This is a genomic window from Micromonospora citrea (genome assembly GCF_049629545.1).
Lineage (GTDB): Bacteria > Actinomycetota > Actinomycetes > Mycobacteriales > Micromonosporaceae > Micromonospora > Micromonospora citrea_A.
On sequence record NZ_JBNADX010000003.1, the window covers coordinates 308,032 to 328,581 of the forward strand.

At 74.2% G+C, this 20,550-nt stretch carries 19 protein-coding genes and 1 riboswitch; of the genes, 8 read left to right on the top strand and 11 right to left on the bottom strand.

Translation table 11 applies throughout. The annotated features are described in order from the left end of the window. Window positions 1–205 precede the first annotated feature (205 nt). Window positions 206–1,945, top strand: coding sequence for a hypothetical protein (locus tag ACPFP2_RS05830; RefSeq protein ID WP_424086981.1), 1,740 nt, complete (start codon window positions 206–208; stop codon window positions 1,943–1,945). A gap of 160 nt (window positions 1,946–2,105) precedes the next feature. After that, the gene (locus ACPFP2_RS05835) at window positions 2,106–4,811 is read left to right on the top strand and encodes a cellulose binding domain-containing protein (protein ID WP_424086828.1); all 2,706 of its coding nucleotides are present in this window, start codon (window positions 2,106–2,108) and stop codon (window positions 4,809–4,811) included. A 132-nt stretch (window positions 4,812–4,943) separates the two neighbouring features. Here ACPFP2_RS05835 and ACPFP2_RS05840 read toward each other — a convergent pair whose 3' ends face one another. The 3 genes from ACPFP2_RS05840 to ACPFP2_RS05850 form a co-directional block, all read right to left on the bottom strand. Then, window positions 4,944–5,459 (bottom strand): hypothetical protein, encoded by a 516-nt coding sequence (locus ACPFP2_RS05840; RefSeq protein WP_424086830.1) that lies wholly within the window; start codon window positions 5,457–5,459, stop codon window positions 4,944–4,946. A gap of 234 nt (window positions 5,460–5,693) precedes the next feature. After that, window positions 5,694–6,092 carry a hypothetical protein gene (locus tag ACPFP2_RS05845; RefSeq protein ID WP_424086832.1) on the bottom strand — a complete coding sequence of 133 codons (399 nt, stop codon included), beginning with the start codon at window positions 6,090–6,092 and terminating at the stop codon, window positions 5,694–5,696. Window positions 6,093–6,255: 163 nt separating this feature from the next. Next, complete coding sequence (locus ACPFP2_RS05850) at window positions 6,256–6,408, bottom strand: hypothetical protein (RefSeq protein WP_424086834.1); 153 nt, start codon at window positions 6,406–6,408, stop codon at window positions 6,256–6,258. Between the two features lie 425 nt (window positions 6,409–6,833). Here ACPFP2_RS05850 and ACPFP2_RS05855 point away from each other — a divergent pair, with 425 nt between their 5' ends. Then, a complete protein-coding gene (locus tag ACPFP2_RS05855; RefSeq protein WP_091291757.1) occupies window positions 6,834–7,196 on the top strand; it encodes an STAS domain-containing protein in 363 nt (120 codons plus the stop codon). Between the two features lie 12 nt (window positions 7,197–7,208). On the opposite strand, the gene surE is transcribed toward ACPFP2_RS05855, so the two are convergent. Both surE and ACPFP2_RS05865 read right to left on the bottom strand, forming a co-directional pair. Beyond that, the gene (gene surE, locus ACPFP2_RS05860) at window positions 7,209–8,033 is read right to left on the bottom strand and encodes a 5'/3'-nucleotidase SurE (protein WP_424086837.1); all 825 of its coding nucleotides are present in this window, start codon (window positions 8,031–8,033) and stop codon (window positions 7,209–7,211) included. After that, window positions 8,030–9,007 carry a PfkB family carbohydrate kinase gene (locus ACPFP2_RS05865; protein ID WP_424086839.1) on the bottom strand — a complete coding sequence of 326 codons (978 nt, stop codon included), beginning with the start codon at window positions 9,005–9,007 and terminating at the stop codon, window positions 8,030–8,032. The genes surE and ACPFP2_RS05865 overlap by 4 nt, the downstream gene beginning before the upstream one ends. Before the next feature lie 152 nt (window positions 9,008–9,159). Between ACPFP2_RS05865 and ACPFP2_RS05870 the strand changes: the two genes are divergently transcribed. Then, entirely contained in the window at window positions 9,160–9,627 is a 468-nt protein-coding gene (locus tag ACPFP2_RS05870) for an SRPBCC family protein (protein WP_424086841.1), read from the top strand. Between the two features lie 77 nt (window positions 9,628–9,704). Here ACPFP2_RS05870 and ACPFP2_RS05875 read toward each other — a convergent pair whose 3' ends face one another. The 4 genes from ACPFP2_RS05875 to ACPFP2_RS05890 form a co-directional block, all read right to left on the bottom strand. After that, the gene (locus ACPFP2_RS05875; RefSeq protein ID WP_424086843.1) at window positions 9,705–10,760 is read right to left on the bottom strand and encodes a coiled-coil domain-containing protein; all 1,056 of its coding nucleotides are present in this window, start codon (window positions 10,758–10,760) and stop codon (window positions 9,705–9,707) included. Window positions 10,761–10,763: 3 nt separating this feature from the next. Then, window positions 10,764–10,895: riboswitch (cyclic di-AMP (ydaO/yuaA leader) on the bottom strand. Between the two features lie 131 nt (window positions 10,896–11,026). Next, a complete protein-coding gene (locus ACPFP2_RS05880; RefSeq protein WP_424086844.1) occupies window positions 11,027–11,941 on the bottom strand; it encodes a cation diffusion facilitator family transporter in 915 nt (304 codons plus the stop codon). Between the two features lie 176 nt (window positions 11,942–12,117). Next, the gene (locus ACPFP2_RS05885) at window positions 12,118–14,232 is read right to left on the bottom strand and encodes a HelD family protein (RefSeq protein ID WP_424086846.1); all 2,115 of its coding nucleotides are present in this window, start codon (window positions 14,230–14,232) and stop codon (window positions 12,118–12,120) included. 253 nt (window positions 14,233–14,485) lie between these two features. Further along, window positions 14,486–15,424: an alpha/beta fold hydrolase gene (locus ACPFP2_RS05890; protein WP_424086848.1), complete on the bottom strand. Its 939-nt coding sequence runs from the start codon at window positions 15,422–15,424 to the stop codon at window positions 14,486–14,488. Window positions 15,425–15,573: 149 nt separating this feature from the next. Between ACPFP2_RS05890 and ACPFP2_RS05895 the strand changes: the two genes are divergently transcribed. Continuing rightward, window positions 15,574–16,188, top strand: coding sequence for a carbonic anhydrase (locus tag ACPFP2_RS05895; RefSeq protein ID WP_424086850.1), 615 nt, complete (start codon window positions 15,574–15,576; stop codon window positions 16,186–16,188). Between the two features lie 170 nt (window positions 16,189–16,358). On the opposite strand, the gene ACPFP2_RS05900 is transcribed toward ACPFP2_RS05895, so the two are convergent. Then, a complete protein-coding gene (locus ACPFP2_RS05900; protein ID WP_091291747.1) occupies window positions 16,359–16,688 on the bottom strand; it encodes a hypothetical protein in 330 nt (109 codons plus the stop codon). 320 nt (window positions 16,689–17,008) lie between these two features. Between ACPFP2_RS05900 and ACPFP2_RS05905 the strand changes: the two genes are divergently transcribed. Together ACPFP2_RS05905 and ACPFP2_RS05910 are read left to right on the top strand one after the other, a co-directional pair. Beyond that, window positions 17,009–17,500 carry a DUF3145 domain-containing protein gene (locus tag ACPFP2_RS05905; RefSeq protein ID WP_424086853.1) on the top strand — a complete coding sequence of 164 codons (492 nt, stop codon included), beginning with the start codon at window positions 17,009–17,011 and terminating at the stop codon, window positions 17,498–17,500. 96 nt (window positions 17,501–17,596) lie between these two features. Then, entirely contained in the window at window positions 17,597–19,324 is a 1,728-nt protein-coding gene (locus tag ACPFP2_RS05910; RefSeq protein WP_424086855.1) for a glycoside hydrolase family 3 protein, read from the top strand. Window positions 19,325–19,462: 138 nt separating this feature from the next. Here the strand turns inward: ACPFP2_RS05910 and ACPFP2_RS05915 are convergent, their stop codons facing one another. Then, window positions 19,463–20,089, bottom strand: coding sequence for a lipoprotein (locus ACPFP2_RS05915; protein ID WP_424086857.1), 627 nt, complete (start codon window positions 20,087–20,089; stop codon window positions 19,463–19,465). A gap of 203 nt (window positions 20,090–20,292) precedes the next feature. On the opposite strand from ACPFP2_RS05915, the gene ACPFP2_RS05920 reads away from it, so the two are divergent. Next, window positions 20,293–20,514, top strand: coding sequence for a hypothetical protein (locus ACPFP2_RS05920; RefSeq protein WP_424086859.1), 222 nt, complete (start codon window positions 20,293–20,295; stop codon window positions 20,512–20,514). Window positions 20,515–20,550: the final 36 nt, after the last annotated feature.

Genomic DNA, 20,550 nt, shown 5'->3' on the forward strand with positions numbered 1-20,550 from the left:
CCCGGGTCGTCCCGGGCGGCCGGGTCGTCCCGGGTGCCCGGGTGTCGCGGCGGCGGGTGCAGAGCGCTCTGCACCCGGATGCGCGCCGAACCCGGGGCGGGGCCGGCGCGGCCGGGTGGCGGTGGCGTCGACAACCCGGCCCGGCTCGGGCAGGATCTGGCGATCGGCGCGCGGGAGGGGACGGATGGACGTGGACCGGGGCCGGATGGTCGCCCGCCGCGTCGGCCGAGGGCTGCGGTGGGCGGGCCGGTGGGCGGGCCGGGCGGCCCGGCACGAGTGGAGCCTCGCCGTGCTCGCCGGGCTGCTGCTGGCCGTCGCGCTGACCTGGCCGACGCTGCGCGACCCGGCCGGCGCCATCCCGCAGGACACCGGCGACCCGACGTTGCAGGCCTGGCAGATCGCCTGGGGCGGGCACGCCCTGCTCACCGACCCGGCGCGGCTGTGGCACTCGAACACGTTCTTCCCCGAGCCGTACACCTACGCCTACTCCGACACCCTGCTCGGCTTCGCCCCGTTCGCCCTGGTCGGCGAGGGGCCGGTGGCCGCCGTGATCCGGTACAACCTGCTCTACGTGCTGACCCACGCGCTGGCGTTCGTCGGGGCGTACGCGCTGGCCCGGCAGGTGGGGGCCGGTCGGGCGGGGGCGGCGGTGGCCGGTGCCTCGTTCGCGTACGCGCCCTGGAAGCTGGCCCAGGCCGGGCACCTGCACGTGCTCTGCGTGGGCGGCATCGCCCTGGCGCTGGCCATGCTCGCCCGGGGGCACGGCTGGTCACTGCGGCACGGGTACCGGCCGGACCGGGTGCGGCCGGGCTGGGCGGCGGCCGGCTGGGCGGTCGCCGCCTGGCAGGTCACCCTCGGCTTCGGCATCGGCCTGCCCTTCGCGTACGTCCTCGCGCTGCTCTGCCTCACGGTCGCCACCGCGTACGCCCTCACCTGGCGGTGGCGGCGCACCCGGCCGGCGGTCCCACGCGGGCTGCTCCTGGCGGACCTGGCCGGGGCGACCGGGTTCGCCGGGGTGACCCTGCTGATGGCCGCGCCGTACTTCGAGGTGGTGGCCCGCCATCCGGCCGGGCGACGGACGGTGGCCCAGGTCGAGATGTTCTCCCCGCCGGTGCGGGGCTTCCTGACCGCCCCACCCGAGTCCTGGCTCTGGGGCCCGCGGCACGAGGCGGCCCGCGCCACGCTCGGCTTCCCCGGGGAGATGACCCTGCTGCCCGGGGTGGTGCTGGTCGCGCTCGCGCTGACCGGGCTGGTCTTCTCCGCCTGGCGGCTGCGGCACCGGCTCGCGCTCGCCGCCGGGGTGCTGGTCAGCCTGGCGCTCGCCGCCGGGACCACGTTCGGCGGTGACGGCGATCCCGGCTACGTCACGCTGGTGCGGCACGTGCCGGGCTGGGACGGCATCCGCACGCCGGGGCGGCTGGTGCTCTGGACGACGTTGCTGCTCGGCCTGCTCGCCGCCGGGGCGCTGACCGTCCGCGAGCCCGCGCCGGCCGGTCGCCGCGACTGGCGGCGCGCGGCCCGGGCCGCGCTGGTGCTGCCGGTGCTGCTGGTGCTGGTCGAGGGGGTCAACCGCACCCCGCACGTGCCGGTGCCGGCCGAGCCGGCGGCGCTGCGCGGGGTCCGGGGCCCGGTGCTGGTGCTGCCGCTGGGCGGCGTCCGGGACTACCACGTGATGCTCTGGTCCACCGACGGCTTCCCGCGCACGGTCAACGGGTTCGCCTCGTTCACCCCGGCCAGCCAGCGGCGGACCCGCGACGCCACGCTGGGCTTCCCGGACGTCGCCTCGGTGGCGTACCTGCGGGCGGCGGGGGTGCGTACGGTGGTGCTGCTGCCCCGGTACGCCGCTGGCACCCCCTGGCAGGACGCGGCCGCCCGTCCCACCGACGGACTGGGGATCCGCCGTGAGCAGGTGGCCGACGGGCTGGTCTACCGCCTCGATCCCTAGGGGCGTGGGAGCGCTTCCATGTTAGCGCTCGCCGTGGCTACGGTGTCGTCCTCGGCAGCGGGAGCCAGCATGCCGGCGGAGAGCCAGGGCAGCTCTCCGCCCCTCGACGATCCGGGCGTCGCATCCCCACCACACCTGGCATCCCCGAGAGGAACCGCAGATGCGGAGAAGTCTCGTCGGCGCGGTCACGTCCGTGCTCGCCGCCGCGACGGCCCTGGTGGCCGTCCAGTTCACCGTCGCACCGTCCACACCCGCCGCCGCCGCGGCGGCCGAGCCGTACTCCTGGAAGAACGTCCGGATCGACGGCGGCGGGTTCGTCCCCGGCATCGTCTTCAACCCCACCGAGAAGAACCTGGTCTACGCCCGGACCGACATCGGCGGGGCGTACCGCTGGGAGCAGGCCACCCAGTCGTGGACGCCGCTGCTGGACTGGGTCGGGGTCGACAAGTGGGGCTGGAACGGAGTGGCCAGCATCGCCACCGACCCGGTGCAGACCAACCGGGTGTACGCCGCCGTCGGCATGTACACCAACGGCTGGGACCCGAACAAGGGCGCCGTGCTGCGCTCCGCCGACAAGGGCGCCACCTGGCAGGTCAGCGAGTTGCCGTTCCACCTGGGCGGCAACATGCCCGGCCGGGGCATGGGCGAGCGGCTGGCCGTCGACCCGAACCGCAACGGCATCGTCTACCTCGGCGCACCGGGCGGCAACGGGTTGTGGCGCAGCACCGATCACGGGGCCACCTGGGCCCGGGTGACCGCCTTCCCGAACGCCGGCAACTATCCGGCGGCCGACGCCAACAACCAGGGCGTCGTCTGGGTGAGCTTCGACGAGAGCACCGGTACGGCCGGCGCCGCGACCCGGACGATCTACGTCGGGGTGGCGGACAAGCAGCACCCCGTCTACCGCAGCACCGATGCCGGTGTGACCTGGGAACCGGTGCCGGGCGCACCCACCGGGTACCTCCCGCACAAGGGTGTGGTCGACCATGAAGGTGGCTTCCTCTACATCGCCACCAGTGACACCGGTGGGCCGTACGACGGCGGCAAGGGTGATGTGTGGCGGTTCAGCCGGGCCACCGGCCAGTGGACCCGGATCAGCCCGGTCCCGTCGACCGACAGCGGCAACACCTTCGGCTACTCCGGGCTGACCGTCGACCGGCAGGACCCCGACACCGTCATGGTGGCCAGTCAGGTCGCCTGGTGGCCGGACACCCAGTTCTGGCGCAGCACCGACCGGGGCGCCACCTGGACCCGGATCTGGGACTGGACCAACTACCCGAACCGCAGCTTCCGCTACACGATGGACGCCTCGTCCGTGCCGTGGCTGACCTTCGGCAACGACAACCCCGCTCCGCCGGACACCTCGCCGAAGCTGGGCTGGATGAACGAGTCGGTGGAGATCGACCCGCACGACTCGGACCGGATGATGTACGGCACCGGCGCGACCATCTACGGCACCACCGACCTCACCAAGTGGGACACCGGTGACAAGTTCACCATCAGGCCGATGGTGAAGGGGCTGGAGGAGACCGCCATCCTCGACCTGATCAGCCCGCCGTCCGGCGCCCCGCTGCACAGCGCCATCGGTGACATCGCCGGATTCCGCCACGACGACCTCGACGTCGTGCCGGGCTGGACGTACCGGGGCCCGAACTGGAGCCCGCACGACCTGGACTACGCGGAGACGAAGCCGGCGGTGATCGTCCGGGCGGGCAGCTTCAAGGACGCGGACCGGCCGGGGGACAGCCACGTCGCCTTCTCCACCGACGGCGGGGTGACCTGGTTCCAGGGCGGCGAGCCGGCCGGCATCACCAACGGCGGCATGGTGGCCGCCGCCGCCGACGGCAGCCGGTTCGTCTGGGCGCCCGGTGACTCCGGCGCGGCCGTGCTCCACTCGGTCGGCCACGGCACCTCGTGGACCGCGTCGACCGGCATCCCGGCGAACGCGCGGGTCGCCTCCGACCGGGTGAACCCGAACAAGTTCTACGGCCTCAGCAACGGCAAGGTCTACGTCAGCACCAACGGCGGGGCCGGTTTCACCGCCTCGGCCGCCGCCGGGTTGCCGGCCACGGGCCGGCTCAAGGCGGTGCCCGGCCGGGAGGGGGAGCTGTGGCTGGCCGGCTCCGGTGGGCTCTGGCGCTCGTCCGACTCGGGGGCGAGCTTCACCAAGCTCTCCACCGTGACCACGTCCGGCAACATCGGCTTCGGCAAGGCGGCTCCCGGGCAGACGTACCCGGCGCTGTACCTGTTCGGCACCGTCGACGGCAAGCACGGCGTCTACCGGTCGGACAACGCCGGCGCGGCCTGGGTCCGGATCAACGACGACCAGCACCAGTACGGCAACGCCGGCGACGCGCTGACCGGTGACCCCCGGGTCTACGGCCGGGTCTACCTGGGCACGAACGGTCGCGGCATCCTGGTCGCCGACCGGCTCGGCGGCACCCCGAGCCCGACGCCGACCACCCCCGCGCCGACCCCGACCTCGCCGAGCCCGTCGCCCACCTCGCCGAGCCCGTCGCCGACCGGCTCCGCCCCGACCACACCGGTCCCGGCGGGCGGCTGCACGGCCACCTACAAGGTCACCGGATCCTGGCAGGGCGGTTTCCAGGCCGAGGTGTCGGTACGCAACAACGGCGGCTCGTCGACCAGCGCCTGGTCGGTGGTGTGGAACTACACCGCCGGGCAGAAGGTGACCCAGCTCTGGGGCGGCAGCGTCACGCAGACCGGAACGCAGGTGGTGGTCCGCAACGCCGACTGGAACGGCGCCCTGGGCGTCGGGGCCAGCACCAGCTTCGGCTTCATCGGCAGTTGGACCGGCACCAACCCGGTGCCGACCCTGACCTGCACGGCCGTGCCGGCCCGCTAGGGGCCCGGTGACAGGTGCGGGTGAGCAGTTCGTCGACAGGGCCCGGTGGACCCTGCCGGGACCCCGCTCATCCGCACCTGTCACCGCTCGACGGCCTCGTGCGGTCGCCGCAACCCGACCGGTGGCGCGTCGTCAGACGCAGTTGGGGAACTGGGCGCCGACGAGGTCGCAGTTCGTGCTCGGCGCCAGGGTGCCGAACTGGTTGAGGAACCGTAGGTTCCAGGTCGTGCCGGTGCCCCGGAGGACCGCGTAGCCGAACTCCTGCACGGTGACGAGGTGCCCCACGGGGACGCCGTCGACGGGTCTGCCGATCATGGCGCTGTCCTGCCGGGTCTTCTGGTCGAGCGCGGTGCCGGAGGCGCCCACCGTGAGCTGGGGCGGGCGACGGGTGAGGGTGGTGGCGCCGAAGTCGCGCATCTCGTGAAGGTGGACGTGGCCCGAGAGCACCAGGTCGATCCGCGGGTCGCGCATGCCGCTGGTGGTCATCGCCACTGCCGCTTCGAGGTCCTGGTCGATCGATACCGGGTTGTCGAACGGGGTACGTCCGACGATGGTCCAGCTGGGCGGGTGGCCGAGCAGGAAGTTGTCGCCACCCGGACCCCGTTCCGACGCTTCATGCTGTCCCTCCGCGTTGCCTCCGACCCCCATCGACGCTACGGGGGTTCTGGCGGTGCCTGCGGATCCCCTCGGTGGCCTCGCGTCAGATGGGTGCGGCGTGGGTGACGTGGCCGAAGAGCCGACCGAACAGCTCGGGCGAGTAGCGGGCGAGGACGTCGGCGATCCTGCGGCGTCCGGGTGCGCCGACCTGGAAGGGGCGCGAACATGGTCGAGCCCCGGCCGACGTCCCTGTCGACCGGGGCTCGGAGCCGTCCGCGGACCCCGTCAGCCGTCGAGGCCGGCGGGGGAGTTGGGCCGGTCCACGTCGACGAACTCGATGTCGTCCACCGTGCGGCCGTCCCGGCTGCCGGCGGCCCGCGCGGCCGTGCCGGCGGCCCAGCCGATCGCGGCGCCGACCAGCGCGGCGCTGATCAGCAGGGTCCACGGCAGGGCGGGACGTCGGCCGGCGAGCGCGTCGAAGGCGAGCGTGGCCCGGCGCCGGGCCTCGTCGGCGGCCGAGCCCACCAGGTCGCCGGCGTCGGAGAGGCCGCCACCGCGTACCGACTTCGCGGCGTCGCGGACGCTGTCGCCGGCGGACCCGACCGTCGAGACGAGCTGCTGCCAAGCCTGGTCGGCGATCCGTTCCGGCTTGCTGCGGCGCTCCAGCAGGTTGTTGCCGAACATCTGGGTTACCTCCTCGGGGTGCCGAAGTCTGCGGGCACTTCGCACGTCGACGTCTGCGGCGCGTCACGGTCCGCCTGCCACGGCCAGTGCCCCGTGGGCCCGACCGCCAAACCAGCGCCCGGCCCGGCGCGGGGAAGCCGCGCCGTGGACCGGGCAGGTGCCGTCAACGGACCGCGACCACCGCGACGCCACGGGCGAAGTCGTCGCCGTCGTCGTCATCGTCGTCGTCCCCGCCACCGCCACCGCCGAAGCCGCAGGCCAGTACGAGGGCGAGCAGCGCGCCGACACCGGCCAGGCCGAGCAGTCTCCTGATCATTGGATCGTCCTTCCGTCGTGGTGGACCCCTCGCCGCCGAGGCTAGGCGGCCCCGGCAAGCAGGAAGGTGACCTGCGGCGCATCGGGCGCGTGTCGCACGGGCACGAACGCGTGTCGCACCGGGCGCGACCTGCGGCGCGCCGGTCGCGGCCAGAGGGTGGACGGGCCGGCGAGGGTCGCCACCCGGTCGGGGTGCGGGCCGGAGTGGACCGGGGCGGCTACCCTGGGACGGTTCGAGCGGCCCCGCCGGGGTTGCTCGTTGGAATGTTCAGGACCAGGAGAAATGCGGCGAAGGGCGGCCCGTTCCGTCCGGATCCGCGAATTGCTCATCCCGAGGGGTGGCGACCGAGGCCGTGAGAGGAATACTCTCGGTCGCGGCCCGCGTACTGATGAGGCGCCCGTGAATGGGCGAGTGGAGGTGCTCGCGTGAGCCTGTCGATCGTGAAGTCGGTTCTGTCGGGTGGTGTCATCGAGATCGCTCCGCGAGGGGAGATCGACGTCGACACCGCGTACGAGGTGCGTGAGGCGATCGCCGAGGTGCTCGCGAAGGGCCGACCGTCCCGGATCGAGCTGAACATGCGACTCGTCACCTTCATCGACTCGGTCGGCATCAGCGCGATGGTCGCCGGGTTCCAGACCGCAGAGGTCAGCGGCGTCAAGCTGGTCGTCACCGAGCCGAGCCGGTTCGTGCACCGGCAGCTCTGGGTGACCGGCCTGCTCGGCCTCTTCGGCGCTCCCGAGCCGTACTTCGCCGGCGCGGCCACCCCGGAGGTCCTGCCCGGCGCCTGAGCCGAGCACCCGTCACTCCCCGGCGAGGCCGGCGAGGTCGACGTCGGCCGCCTCGACGACGGCCCGTACGGCGGTGACCGAGGCGTACCCCTCGGCCAGCAGCGCCAGGTCCGTGCCCGGCTGCACCGCCTGCCCGGGTTCCTCCAGCGACGTCCGCACGAAGCCGTGTCCGGCCTCGGCCACCGTCATCTGCACCTGGCCGAAGCTGGCCAGGCCGGCCCGGCGCACCCCGCGCAGCCGGCCGTGCGGCACGTCCGGCGCGTTGACGTTGAGCACGCTCTCCACCGGCCCGGCGGTGAGCCGGGGCAGCAGGTCCAGCGCTACCCGCGCGGCGGTGGCCCAGTGCCGGTCCGCGTCGCGGACCCGCGCGGCGGCGGAGACGGCGGCGCCGCCGCTCACGGCGGTGGCCTCGCCGGCGGAGAGCACGTCCAGCGAGACCGCCATGGCGCGGCAGCCGTTCGCGGCGGCGGTGAAGGCGGCGCCGACCGTGCCGGAGTGCAGCACCGCGTGGCCCGCGTTGGCGCCCCGGTTGATCCCAGAGAGCACCACCGCCGGGGGCGGTCCGAACGCCCCGTGCACCGCGATCAGCGCGATGAACCCGGGGGAGCCGCCCACCCCGTACGCGGGCACCCCGGTCAGCCCCGGCAGCGGATGCTCGCGGACCACCACGTGCCCGTCCCGCTCCACCGCGGTCATCGAGGCGCTGGTGCCGCTCGCCTCCTCCAGTGGAGCGGCGACAACCACGTCCAGACCCCGGTCGGCCGCCGCCCGGGCCAGCGCCTCGATGCCGGGCGCGGCGATCCCGTCGTCGTTGGTGACCAGCACCCGCAGCGTCATCGGTCGACCGCCCGGTCGGCCAGCTCGTCCGGGGTGGTGCGCTCCTGCGGGCGGCTGTCGGAGGGCACCAGGCGGACCCGGTCGACCAGGCCGGTGATGGTGTCCAGCCGGCCGGTGCCGAGGCCGTGCCGGGTGACGTTCAGCGCCCCGGCCGCCGCGCCGGTGCGGATCGCGGTGCGGATGTCACCGCCGCCGGCGACCACGGCGGCCACCCCGGCGGTCATCGAGTCACCCGCGCCGCGCGGGTCGGCCGTCTCCAGCTTCGGCATCTGCACCTCGAAGATCTCCCCGTCGACCAGCGCCAGGGCCGGCTCGGCAGCCCGGCTGACCACCACGTTCTCGGCGCCGGCGGCGTGCAGGTCGTACATGGCCCGGGTGAGCTGGTCCTCCTCGGCGCCGGCGGCCAGCCCGTCGGCGATCAGTTCCTCGTGGCTGACCTTGAGGAAGTAGACCCCGCTGGAGAGCACCGCCGTCAGGTGCGGGCCGGCGAGGTCCACCACCACCCGGCCGCCGTTGGCCCCGAGATCGGCGGCGAACCGGCGGTACAGGTCGGCCGGGACGAGGGACGGCTCGTTGGGGCCGCTGAGCACGCTGACCGGCGCGCGCAGCCCCTCGCCGAGCGACAGGTTGTAGAGCTCGTCCAGCTCGTGCCGGCTCAGCGACGCGCCGACCACGTCGACGATCTCGTGTCGGGCGCCGTCGCGCCGGTCGTGCACGTACCCGCCGCTGGTCGAGTCGCGGCGGACCACCCGCAGGTCCGCCCCCTCGCTGAGCAGCAGCGGCTCCAGCACCTGACCGATCTCGCCGCCCAGGCTGGTGCAGAGCACCACCGGTACCCCGAGCGACATGATCATCCGGGCCTGCCAGACGCCCTGCCCGCCCGGGTGCAGGTGCAGCTCCGGCTGGTCGCTGGGCTGGTCCACGGTCACCGTCAGCCGGGGCGTCGGCGCGAAGACCATCACGTGCCCACTCATCCGCCGTACCCGCCCATGTCCGCCTCCCGTGGCCGTCGCCGGGCGCGGGATTCCCCGCCCCGCCCGCGTCATGCGCGACCGGCCGCCGCCGGCGTTGCCAGCCCGTCCCCGGTACGGGACTATCGTGCGACCGACGAGGAGTGGAGGGCGGAGTGGTCCGGCGGGAGACGTTCAGCTACACGGTGCAGGCGCGCTGCTCACGGGCGGACGCGGTGGCGCTGCTGAGCGATCTCGCCAGGCAGGGTGAGCTGCATCCGCTGATCGTCCGGGTCCGCGAACTGCCGCCGCGCCCGGGCGCCCGGGCCAGCTATGCGATCACCGACCGGCTGGAGTTGGGGCCGCTGAGCTTCCCGGTGACGTACCAGGCCGACGTCCTGGTGGTCACCGACGACGAGATCGTCACGGTGGCGCGGCAGCAGCCCGGCACGACCGTGCGCAACCGCACCCGGATCCGTGAGGAGGACGGGCTGTTGCAGGTGGACGTGGAGATCACCCTGGCCGCCCCGGCGCCGCTGTTCGGGTACGCCTTCCGCCAGGCCCGTGCCGCGCACCTGGGGCTCGCCGGTCGGCTCGGCGCGGTGCTGGACCGGCTCTCCGACGGCGGCCCGGTCGCCGGCTGACGCCACGCGTCCGGCAGGCTCCACCGGCGTACGCGGGCGGGGCCCGTCCGACGGACGGGCCCCGCTCCCGGTCCGGGTCAGTACACCGACAGGTGCACGTGGTTGGTGTGGTCGCTGGACGGGTCCCCACCCGCCCCGCTGTACGACTTCCAACCGCTACTGGGCAGCCAGATCTGCCGGTACCAGATCACGTAGAGCACGCCGAGCCGGTCGGCGTTGCGGACGTGGTACGCGGCCAGGTTGTTGCCGTACGTCCGGTCGCCACCGGTCGCGTCCCCGCCGAAGCCGCCCTTCTGCGCGGCGAAGTCGCAGGCCCGACCCTTGGGATGCTCGCCGGAGCCGCTGGGGCGGTAGCAGGAGACGTATCGGGTGAAGCCGGCCGCCTGGCTCTGCTGGAGCGCGTTGAGCATGCGCGGCGTGATGCACCCGTTGGCCGGGGTGGGATCGTTGACGCTGCACGACTCCGACGGCCAGGAGCCGTCCGAGTTGCGCGGGGCCGGCCGGGCGTTCGCGGTGGAGGTGCCCCGGCTGGCGCCGCTGTCGGCGCGTGGGGCGGGCTTGTCGGCGGCGGCCACCGCCAGCGCCCGTTCGGCCTGCTGCTTGCGCTTGGCCATCACCGCGATCTGCTTGCGTTGCTCGACGATCTCGGTGTCGAGCGCGGCCCGGGTGCGGGTGGCCTCCTCCTTGGTGCGCAGCAGGTTGCGCAGTTCGCGGTCCTCGTTGCTGGCGACCGTCTCCAGTTCGGCGGCCCGGTCCAGGAAGCCCTCGGGGGTGCTGCTGTTGAGCAGCGCCGAGACGGGGCCGAGCCGGCCGGTGCGGTACGCCACCCCGGCGATCTCGCCGACCTTGCCGGTGCGCTGGGTCAGCTCCGACTCGATGGTCTTGAGCTGGTTGTTGAGTTCCTGCTGGCGCCGGGTGGAGCGCTCCAGCGCGGCCTTGGCGTCGATCCAGCCCTTGCTGGCGGCGTCGAGTTGGGCGCGCAGGGCGGGGGTGCCGCCCTCTTCGTCGCCGGGCGCGGCGAGCCGGGTGGTGGGCGGGGCGGCGGTGACGGGCGGTGGCGCCGACGACACCCCGAGGGCGAGGGTGGCGGCGACCGCGGCCACCAGTCGGACAGTGGTACGTCGTACGTGCATGCACAATCCTTCCGTCAGCCGCCGACCGGGTTAGCTGACGGGTTCGGGACGGAAGATCCCTACCGCTGGCGCGGATGCACCCCACGTACCTGGTTCCCCGGTACGCCCTGGCGGGCGTTTAGGCGGCGGCCACCGCCGGCACCGTCGGGTGCCGCCTGGCGGAGGCCGGAACCGAGACTACCGGTACTGGTGTGACTGATGCCCGGTTCGTGACTGAGGGTACGGGAGGTAAGCCAGCTAAAAAGGGCATAAGCGGATAATTGGTGTTACCACTCGACCGGGCCGCAGGTCCCCGGCGTCGCTCCGGGCTCGATCTGGAGGGTGGCGTGCTCGATGTGGAAGTCCTCGTGCAGCGCGCTGCGGGCGGCGGCCAGCACCGCGCCCACCTCGGCCTTGGGGTGCACGGTCAGGTGCGCCGAGGCCACCTCCATGCCGGAGGTGAGCGTCCAGACGTGCAGGTCGTGCACCTCGGCCACGCCGGGGACGGCGACCAGCCGGTCGTGCACCGCGGTCACCTGGAGATGCTCCGGGGCGGCCTGCACCAGGATCCGGACGGCCGCCCGGCCGAGCCGCCAGGTGCGGGGCAGGATGAACAGGGCGATCGCCACCGCCACCGCCGGGTCGGCCCACCACCAGCCGGTGCCGGCGATCAGCAGCGCCGCGCCGATCACGCCGAGCGAGCCGAGCAGGTCGCCGAGCACCTCCAGGTACGCCCCGCGCAGGTTGATGCTCTCCTGCGCCCCCTCGCGGAGCAGGGCGAAGGCGACGACGTTGGCGAGCAGGCCCAGCACGGCCACCGCCAGCATCGGCCCGGTGCTCACCTCGGGCGGGTCGCCGAACCGGCGTACCGCCTCGATCAGGACGTAGACGGCGACGCCGCTGAGCAGCACCGCGTTGCCGAGCGCGGCGAGCACCTCCAGCCGGTAGAGGCCGAAGGTGCGCTGCGGGTCGCGGTCCGCCCGCCGGGTGGCGGTGATCGCGGCCAGGGCCATCCCGATGCCGAGCACGTCGGTGAACATGTGCCCGGCGTCGGAGAGCAGGGCCAGCGAGCCGGTGACGACGGCCGTCACCGCCTCGACCAGCATCAGGACGGCGAGCAGTGCGAAGGCCGCCCAGAGCCGACCCCGGTGACGGTGCGCGGCGTTCGCCACCGACCCGTGGTGGTCATGACCTGCGCCCACGCCCACACCTTCCGCCGTCGGACCGACCCGACACCCAACCTATGCTCACATCGCTATGTATGCAAGTGAACCGGTCACGCCGACCGTCGATCATGAAGTTGTTGCCACGACACGCCGATGCACGGGGCAACAACTTCATGATCAACGGGGGTGGGGGTGGGGCGGGGTTGGGGGGGTCAGGTTAGGGGTTCGATGGTGGTGAGGCGTTGGGTGGCGCGGGATAGGGCCACGTAGAGGGTCCGGACGCCCGAGGGCTCGGAACGGATCTCGCCCGGGTGGACCAGCACCACCCCGTCGTACTCCATGCCCTTGGCCTGGAGGCTGGTCACCACTTGGAGCCGGGGGCCGCCGTGCCCGTCCAGCCAGCCGGCCACCTCGTCGCGGCGCGGCACCGGCGTGATCACACCCACGGTGCCCTCCACCTCACCGAGCAGCGTCCGGACGGCCTCCACCGTCGTGGCGGCCAGCTCCGCCGCCGGAACGGTCAGCGCCACCGGCTCGACACCGGTGGACCGCACCGCGACGGGCAGCTCCAGGTCGGGGTGCAGTCGGCGGATCTCCGCCGCCGCCACCGCGAAGATCTCCGCCGAGTTGCGGTAGTTGGTGGTGAGGTTGAAGCGGTGCCGCCGACGCCGGCCCAGCGCCTGGTCCCGGGCCCGGTCCAGCTCCTGCGGGTCGCCCGTCCACGCGGTCTGCGCCGGGTCGCCCACCACCGTCCAGGAGGCCAACCGCCCGCGCCGGCCGACCATCCGCCACTGCATCGGCGAGACGTCCTGCGCCTCGTCCACCACCACGTGCGCGTAGTCGCGGTAGTCCTCCGGGCGCTCCCGGGCCGCCGCCCGTGCCGCCCGCTGCCGGTCGGCGAAGGTGCTCAGCTCGCGTACCCCGCCGGCGAGCTGGAACGGGTCGCGCTTCGCCCGCTTCGGCCGCACCGGCTGACCCAGCAGGGCGTCCAGCTCGTCGAGCAGGGCGATGTCGGCCACCGTCAGCCCCTGCGACCCCAACGTCCGGTACGCCTCCGACAACAGCGTGGTCTCGGCCCGGGACAGGACGCCGGCGGCGTACCGGCGCAGTCGTGCCGGCCGGGCCAGCCAGTCCAGCACGTGCCGGGGGTGCAGCCGGGGCCACCACGCCTTGAGGAACTCCCGGAACTCCGGCCGCTCGATGATCTCGTCCTCGAAGGCGGGCTGCTCGGGCAGGCGCGGGACGGCCAGCCGGCGCGCCTGGGCGTACAGCGCGGCGAGCACGGCGTCGAACGCGGCCCGGCGGACCTCGTTGCGGCGTGCGCCCCGCGACAGCGTCCGGTCCCGGATGCCGTCCAGCTCCCGCCGCTCCAGCCGCAGCAGCTGACCCCGGTAGAGCAGGCGCAGCTCGTCGGGGCCGTCCGGCACCGCGTCGCGTACCGCCCGCTCCAGCACCCGCCGCATCCGCAGCGAACCCTTCACCGCCGCCACCTCGGGCGGATCGGTGCGGGTCGCCGACATGCCGGGGAAGAGCGAGCCGAGCGAGTGCAGGGTGGCGGTCTCCTCACCGAGCGAGGGGAGCACCGAGGCGATGTACTCGACGAAGACCGACGACGGGCCGAGCACCAGGATGCCGCCACCGGCGTACCGGGCGCGGTCGGAGTAGAGCAGGTACGCGGCCCGGTGCAGGGCCACCGCCGTCTTGCCGGTGCCCGGGCCGCCCGAGACGATCGTGACGCCGGAGCCGGGGGAGCGGATCGCCTCGTCCTGCTCCCGCTGGATGGTCGCCACGATGTCCCGCATCCCCCGGCCGGTGGCCCGGGACAGGGTGGCCAGCAGCGCCCCGTCGCCGACCACCGCCAGGTCGGCCGGCGCCGCCTCCGGGTCGAGCAGGTCGTCCTCGATCCGGGTCACCTTCTCACCGGAGGACTGGATGGTGCGCCGCCGCACCACGCCCAGCGGCTCGGCGGGCGTGGCCTGGTAGAAGGCCGCGGCGGCCGGGGCCCGCCAGTCGACCACCAGCGTCTCGGCCTGCTCGCCGCGCACCCCGAGCCGCCCCACGTGCAGCACCTGGCCGGTACGCAGGTCGAGCCGGCCGAAGACCAGTCCCTCGTGCTCGGCGTCCAGCACGTACCGTCGCTGCGCGGCGTGGAAGACCATCGCGTCCCGCTCGACCAGCGCGCCGAAGTTGCCGACCCGGGCCAGTCGGTAGCCCTCCTTCTCGGCCTGCGCGGCCGAGCGGCGCAGTTCGGCCAGGCGGGCGTACACCCGGTCGAGATGCCGCTGCTCGGCGGCGATCTCCCGTTCCAGGGTGGTGTGGTCGGTCAAGGCGAGGGCTCCTGTGCGACGGCGGCGCCGGACGCGGGCGCACGCCAGGCGGAATGAGGGTACGGGCCGCACGCCCGACCGTGTCGGGGCCATGCCGCCTCCCGCGACCTCCGCCACGTCCCACCGGCCGGTCCCGGACCCGGCGGTCGGGCCGCCACGCCCGTTCCGGTCGCCCCGGCCCGGTGGTGTCCGGGCGCGGGACGTCGCCGGGCCACGCTCCACACGGTACGGGTCGCCGCGATCTCCCGGCCGGTCAGGCAGGTACGGGCGGGCCGGCGGGCGTCGGCTCGGTCGTACCGGTCAGCACCCGCTGGAGTACCCCGGCCACCGCGGCGTTCACCTCGTCCGGGCGTTCCATCATCAGCATGTGCCCCGCCCCGGGGCAGACGGTCAGCTCGGTCACCGGCAACGCGGCCGCGATCGACTCCGCGCACGGCGGCGGGGTCAACCGGTCCCGGTCACCGACCAGGGCCGCCGCCGGCAGGTGGGCCAGCTCGGCCAGCGTCTCCAGCCGGTGCTGGGCGCCGATCGAGGCGCGGAACCCACCGATCGAGCGGAGCGAGGCGCGGGCCGCCGCCGAGGTGACCAGGCGGATGTCGCCCGGGTCGCAGCGGTCGCCGAAGAGCATCCAGCGGATGCTGGGCTGCAAGGCCCGCAGCAGCGCCCGCGGCGGACGCCAGGAGCCGCACCGGGCCAGCACCCCGGCGCCGGTGGTCTCGGCGATCCGGATCAACCGGGCGATGCGGGGCGACAGGCCGTAGACGGTGTGGGTGTGCCCCTCGGCGGTGGTGGAGACGAAGACCAGCCCGGCGGTACGGGCGGCGAAGTGCTCGGGGTGGCGGTGGGCGTACTCCATCACGGTCATCCCGCCCATCGAGTGCCCGACGAGCACCACCGGGCCGGTGGGGGAGACCTCGTCCACCACGGCGGCCAGATCGTCGCCGAGCTGGGCCAGGGTGGCCGTCCGCAGCGCCATGCAGCTCGACCGGCCGTGCCCCCGGGCGTCGTAGGTGACCACGCGCACCCGCTCACCGAAGCGCTCGGTCAGGTCGGCGAGCTGCCGGTGCCAGGCCCGCCCGTCCAGGGTCCAGCCGTGCAGCAGGATCGCGGTGATCTCGGCGTCCGCCGGCCCGGTCACCTCGACGTGCAGGCGGACGTCGTCGGGGAGTCGTACCTCCCGTTTCTCCGGCATCGTCACCTCCCCGGGCCACCCGGAACCGATTCACCGGCGTAACCCGGCGGTAACACCGGCTACCCGTCATGAGAACACGCCAACCGTGCCGGTGAGAAGATTCGCAACCCGGCCCCGCACGATCGGATCGGTGGGCCAGGGTGGGACGTATGACCTCCGCACGTCCCGGAGCTGCCCGGACACCCCGGGCCGCGCTGGCCGAGCTGCTCGCCGGCAACCGGCGGTTCGTCAGCGGCCAGCCGGTGCACGGGCACGACGTCACCGCTGCGGCGGCCGTGGCCTCCGGCGACCAGCAGCCGTACGCCGTGCTGCTCGGCTGCATCGACTCCCGGGTGCCGCTGGAGGCGATCTTCGACCAGACCTTCGGGTCGATCTGCGTCATCCGCACCGGCGCGCACGTGCTCGACCGGGCGGTCTGCGGCTCGATCGAGTACGTGGTGGGCCAGCTCGGGGTGCCGCTGGTGATGGTGCTCGGGCACGAGCGGTGCGGGGCGGTCGCCTCGGCGGTGCAGACCCTGCGCACCGGCCGGACGCCCGGCGGCTCGCTGGCGTACGTCGTCGACCAGATCGCCCCGGCGGTGACCGAGGTGGGCCCGGACGACCCGGCCGTCCACCCGATGGCGGTACGCCGGCACGTGCTGCGCACGGTGGCCGCGCTGCGCGCCGACGACCTGCTGACCGGGCCGGTCGCGGCGGGCGACGTCGACGTCGTCGGCGCCCTGTACGACCTGGCCACCGGCGAGGTCACCCTGCTCGACCGCTGACCCGACACCCCCGCACTCCGCCGAACTCCGCGCCGGATGCGGCGTGTGGCGGCATCCCCTCGCTCGGACACCGCGACTCGCCGCGAACGGGGCGCGGGCGTACCCGGGAAAGACGGAACCGCCCGTCGGGGTGACCCGACGGGCGGTTCCGGTGTGGCTCGGGGGAGGGCTCAGCCCTCGAAGACGCCGGCCTCGACGAGACGCTTCTCGGTCTTGTCCCAGCCGTCGCCCGGGTGCGCCGCGGCGAGGTTGTTGATCTCGGCGCGGATCTTGGCGGCGTGGCCGGCGGCGGCCAGCACCCGGATCTCCTCGACGAAGGCGTCGGAGTCGGTGCGCAGGTGCGCGGTCTTGCCGTTGGTCAGGTTCCGCACGTAGGCGTGCTTGCCGCCGTTGAGCGGGATGAGGTACTTGAACTCGCCCAGCACGCTGAGGGCGCCACCCTGGCCAGCCTGGCCGGCCCGGACTGACGCGCGCGCGGTCTTAGAGGTGTTGCTCGCCACGGAGGTACTCCTTGCAAGACGTACGGGAGGACGCGGGAAACGTCCGGGGGCTGTAGCGGGTGACGCCCGGGATGAGCCTCGGCCCGCGAAGATGTACGGCGGCACAGAACCGCCCGGAGAACTGTACACGACCACGATGCCTGGCTGGCCACCGCGTCTGTCGGGGAGCACAACCGACGTCACCGGTCCGGGTATTCCGCCCGGCGAATTTTCCGATTCCCTGGCGCATCATCCGCCCCACCAGTCATCATGTGTTGCAGAAGCCACCCGGGTGGTCGAGGTCGTAGGGGAAGACGCACCTCGCTCTCCGGGAGGTCACCGTGCCAACGCGTGGCGTCGTATACGTCCACTCGACCCCGCTCGCCGTGTGCTCGCACGTCGAGTGGGCGATCGCGCGCGTCCTCGCCGCGCCGGTCAACCTGCAGTGGACGGCTCAGCCCGTCGACCCCGGCGCTCGCCGGGCCGAGTGCGGGTGGACCGGCCGTCCGGGGACGGGCGCCGAGCTGGCTGCTGCCCTCCGGCAGTGGCCCATGATCCGTTTCGAGGTGACCGAGGAGCCCAGCGCCGGCGTCGACGGTGAGCGCTTCATGCACGTCCCCGGTCGAGGGCTGTTCCGGGCGACCGTCGGCGCGGCCGGCGACATCCAGCTCGGCGAGGACCGCCTGCGCGGCATCATGGCCGCCGCCCGCGCGCCGGAGGCGCTGGCGCACGCCCTGGACAAGGCGCTCGGCACGGCCTGGGACGCGGAGCTGGAGCCCTACCGGTACGCCGGCGACGGCGCCCCGGTGACCCTGCTCACCCGCGTCGGCTGAGTCGGACGCCGTACCCGGACAGCCGGGTGCGGACCGGCACGCCCCACGTGGACGACCCGCCGGTCGGGTTGCCGCAGCGACGCGACGCCGGGTTTGATGGGGCGCGTGCCGATTTCCCCGCGACGTGCCGGCGTCGCCCTCGCCGCCCTGACCGCGCTGCTCGTCTCCGGCTGCTCGGCGGAGCCGGAGACGCCGCGGCCGGGGCTGAGCCCGTCGCCCTCCACCACCGCACCGAGTCCCGCCCCCACCCCCGCCGGTGACCCGGCCGCCCGTGCCGCCGCGCTGGTCGGCACGCTCACCGACGAGGACCTGGCCGGCCAGGTGCTGATGCCCTACGCGTACGGCAGCGCGGCGACGAAGGTCACGCCCGCCTCGGCCGCCGGCAACCGCGCCCTGGCCGGGGTCGACACTCCCGCCGAGATGGTGGCGAAGTACCGCCTCGGCGGCGTGATCCTGGTCGGCTTCAGCGCCGACGACCCCACCTCCGGCAACCAGGCCACCACCAACGTCGACAACCCCCGACAGGTCCGGGAGCTCACCGGCGGGCTGCGCGAGGCCGCCGCCGAGCTCCCCGCCGGCAGCGCGCCCTTCCTGATCGGCACCGACCAGGAGTACGGCGTGGTCACCCGGATCACCGACGGGGTGACCACGCTGCCCAGCGCCCTGGCCGCCGGAGCGGCCGGTGACCCGGCGCTCACCGAGGCCGCCTGGCGGGCCGCCGGCCAGGAGCTGGCCGCCATGGGGATCAACCTGGACTTCGCGCCGGTGGCCGACGTGCTCGCCACCCGCAGCACGGTCATCGGCTCCCGCTCCTTCGGCGCCGACCCGAAGCGCGCCTCGGAGCAGGTCGCAGGCGCGGTGCGGGGCCTGCAGAGCGCCGGCGTCGCGGCCAGCGTCAAGCACTTCCCCGGGCACGGCCTGAGCGCCGCCGACTCGCACAAGGACCTGCCGGTCATCGGCCAGTCCCGCACGCAGCTGGACCGCACCGCCTTCCCGCCGTTCACCGGCGGCATCGGCGCCGGCGCGATGGCGGTCATGTCGGCCCACCTGGACGTCAAGGCGGTCGACCCGGGCACCCCGGCCACCTTCTCCCGCAAGCTGCTCACCGACGTGCTGCGCGGGCAGCTCGGCTTCACCGGCGTGGTGATCACCGACGGGATGAACATGGCGCCGGCCAAGCGGTACCCGCCGGGCGAGGCCGCGGTGAAGGCGTTGCTGGCCGGCAACGACCTGATCCTGATGCCGCCGAACGTCGGCCAGGCGTACGACGGCCTGCTCGCCGCGCTGCGCGACGGGTCGCTGCCCCGGGCCCGGCTGGTCGAGGCGGCCACCCGGGTGCTGACCATGAAGTTCCAGCTCGCCGACCGGCCCGCCCCGGCGATGTCCACCCTGAACAGCCCCGAGCACCGCAGGGCGGCCGACGACCTCGCCGCCGCGGCGGTCACCATGCTGCGCGGCACCTGCGGCGCGCCGGTACGCGGCCCGGTGACCGTGACCTCCTCCGCCGGGCGGGACCGCACCCGTGCCGCGCTGACGGAGGCGTTGACCGAGGCGGGGGTGCGGGTGGTCCCGAGCGGCGGCACCAGGGTGCACCTGGTCGGCTACGGCGACTCCGCCGGTGACCTCAGCGCCGACGCGGCGGTGACCGTCGCGATGGACACCCCGTACGTGCTGGAGAAGGCGACGTCGCCGACGCTGCTGGCCACCTACTCCTCCAGCCGTACCTCGATGACCGCGCTGGCCCGGGTGCTCGCCGGCAAGGCGCAGCCGGGCGGTCGCTCGCCGGTGCCGGTGCCGGGGCTGCCCGCCACCAGCTGCGCCTGACGACGGCACGACGAGCGAGGGGCCTCGCCGGTACGGCCGGGGCCCCTCGCCCGTCGTGGCGCCGGCCCGGCGGAAGCGGGGTGCCCGTGTCCCGCCGACCCGTGCCCGGCCACGCCACCGGCGGGCCGGGCACACCGGTCACTTCGGCAGGTTGGCGCTCGACCTGGCCAGCTGGTACGCCGGGAGCATCGCCGTGTACTCCTCGTCGTCCATCCCGCCGAGGGTGATGAGGACCTTGCCGTAGAGGCTGGACACCAGGATCGCCCGCTTGCGCCCGTCCTCGCCGGCCCAGGTCGCCTCGAACGAGTCCAGCGGGCCGGCCTTGGTCCGGCGGTACTGCCGCTCGGTCGCCTTGCCGTAGTCGTCGATGAACGTGTCCAGCGTGATCTGCGGCGTCCGGGGAGCCGCCCCCTCGATCCGCCAGACCCGCAGGAACCCGATGTGCCCGGCCGGCTTCGCGTCGATCTCGCAGATCGGCACGGCGGGACCGATCTTGAAGTCCGCGCCGGACGTCACCGCCTCGACCTTCCACTTCGCCGGCACGGAGAACGTGATCGGCAGCGGGCAGGTGGTGCCCTTCGGGCCGACCGTGGTGGCGGCGGCGGCCGGGGCGACCTCGTCGTGCCAGGGTGGCCCGGACGCGATCGGCGAGGCGGTCGGGCTCGCCGACGCCGACGGCGTGGCGGCGGGCTGCTCCTGCTTCTCGGCGCAGCCGGCCGACACGGCCAGGGTGAGTGCGGCCAGTACGGCCACCTGTCGCTTCATGTGTCACGTTCCCCGTCGAAGTTCCCGCCGTCGATGCGACGGCCGACGGATGCTAGCCGACGCGTGGCGTGCCGTGCTGCCAGCGGTCGGCCGGTCGACCGCCGGCGGGAGGGGTGGCTGTCGGTGGAGATCCGGGGCCACGCCCCGGTCGAGGGGCGGAAATCCGGATGCGGCACCGGCCCGGCGCTGGCAGCCTGCCCGGCATGGGACAGGACGCGCGAGGTTTCGCGTACGTGCGGCGGGCGGACGGCTCGGTGGTGATCACCCACCACGGCCGGGCGGCCGGCACGTTGCGGGGCGGCCGGGCGGCGGAGTTCCTCGCCGAGGTGGACGAGGACCCGCAACTGGTGATGGCCCGCTGGACGGGCAACTACCGGCGGGGCAACGAGCGGACCGCCCGGCAGCACCTGCGAAACCGGGGCTGAGACGACGGTGAGGTCCGCGCTCGACGAGCGCGGACC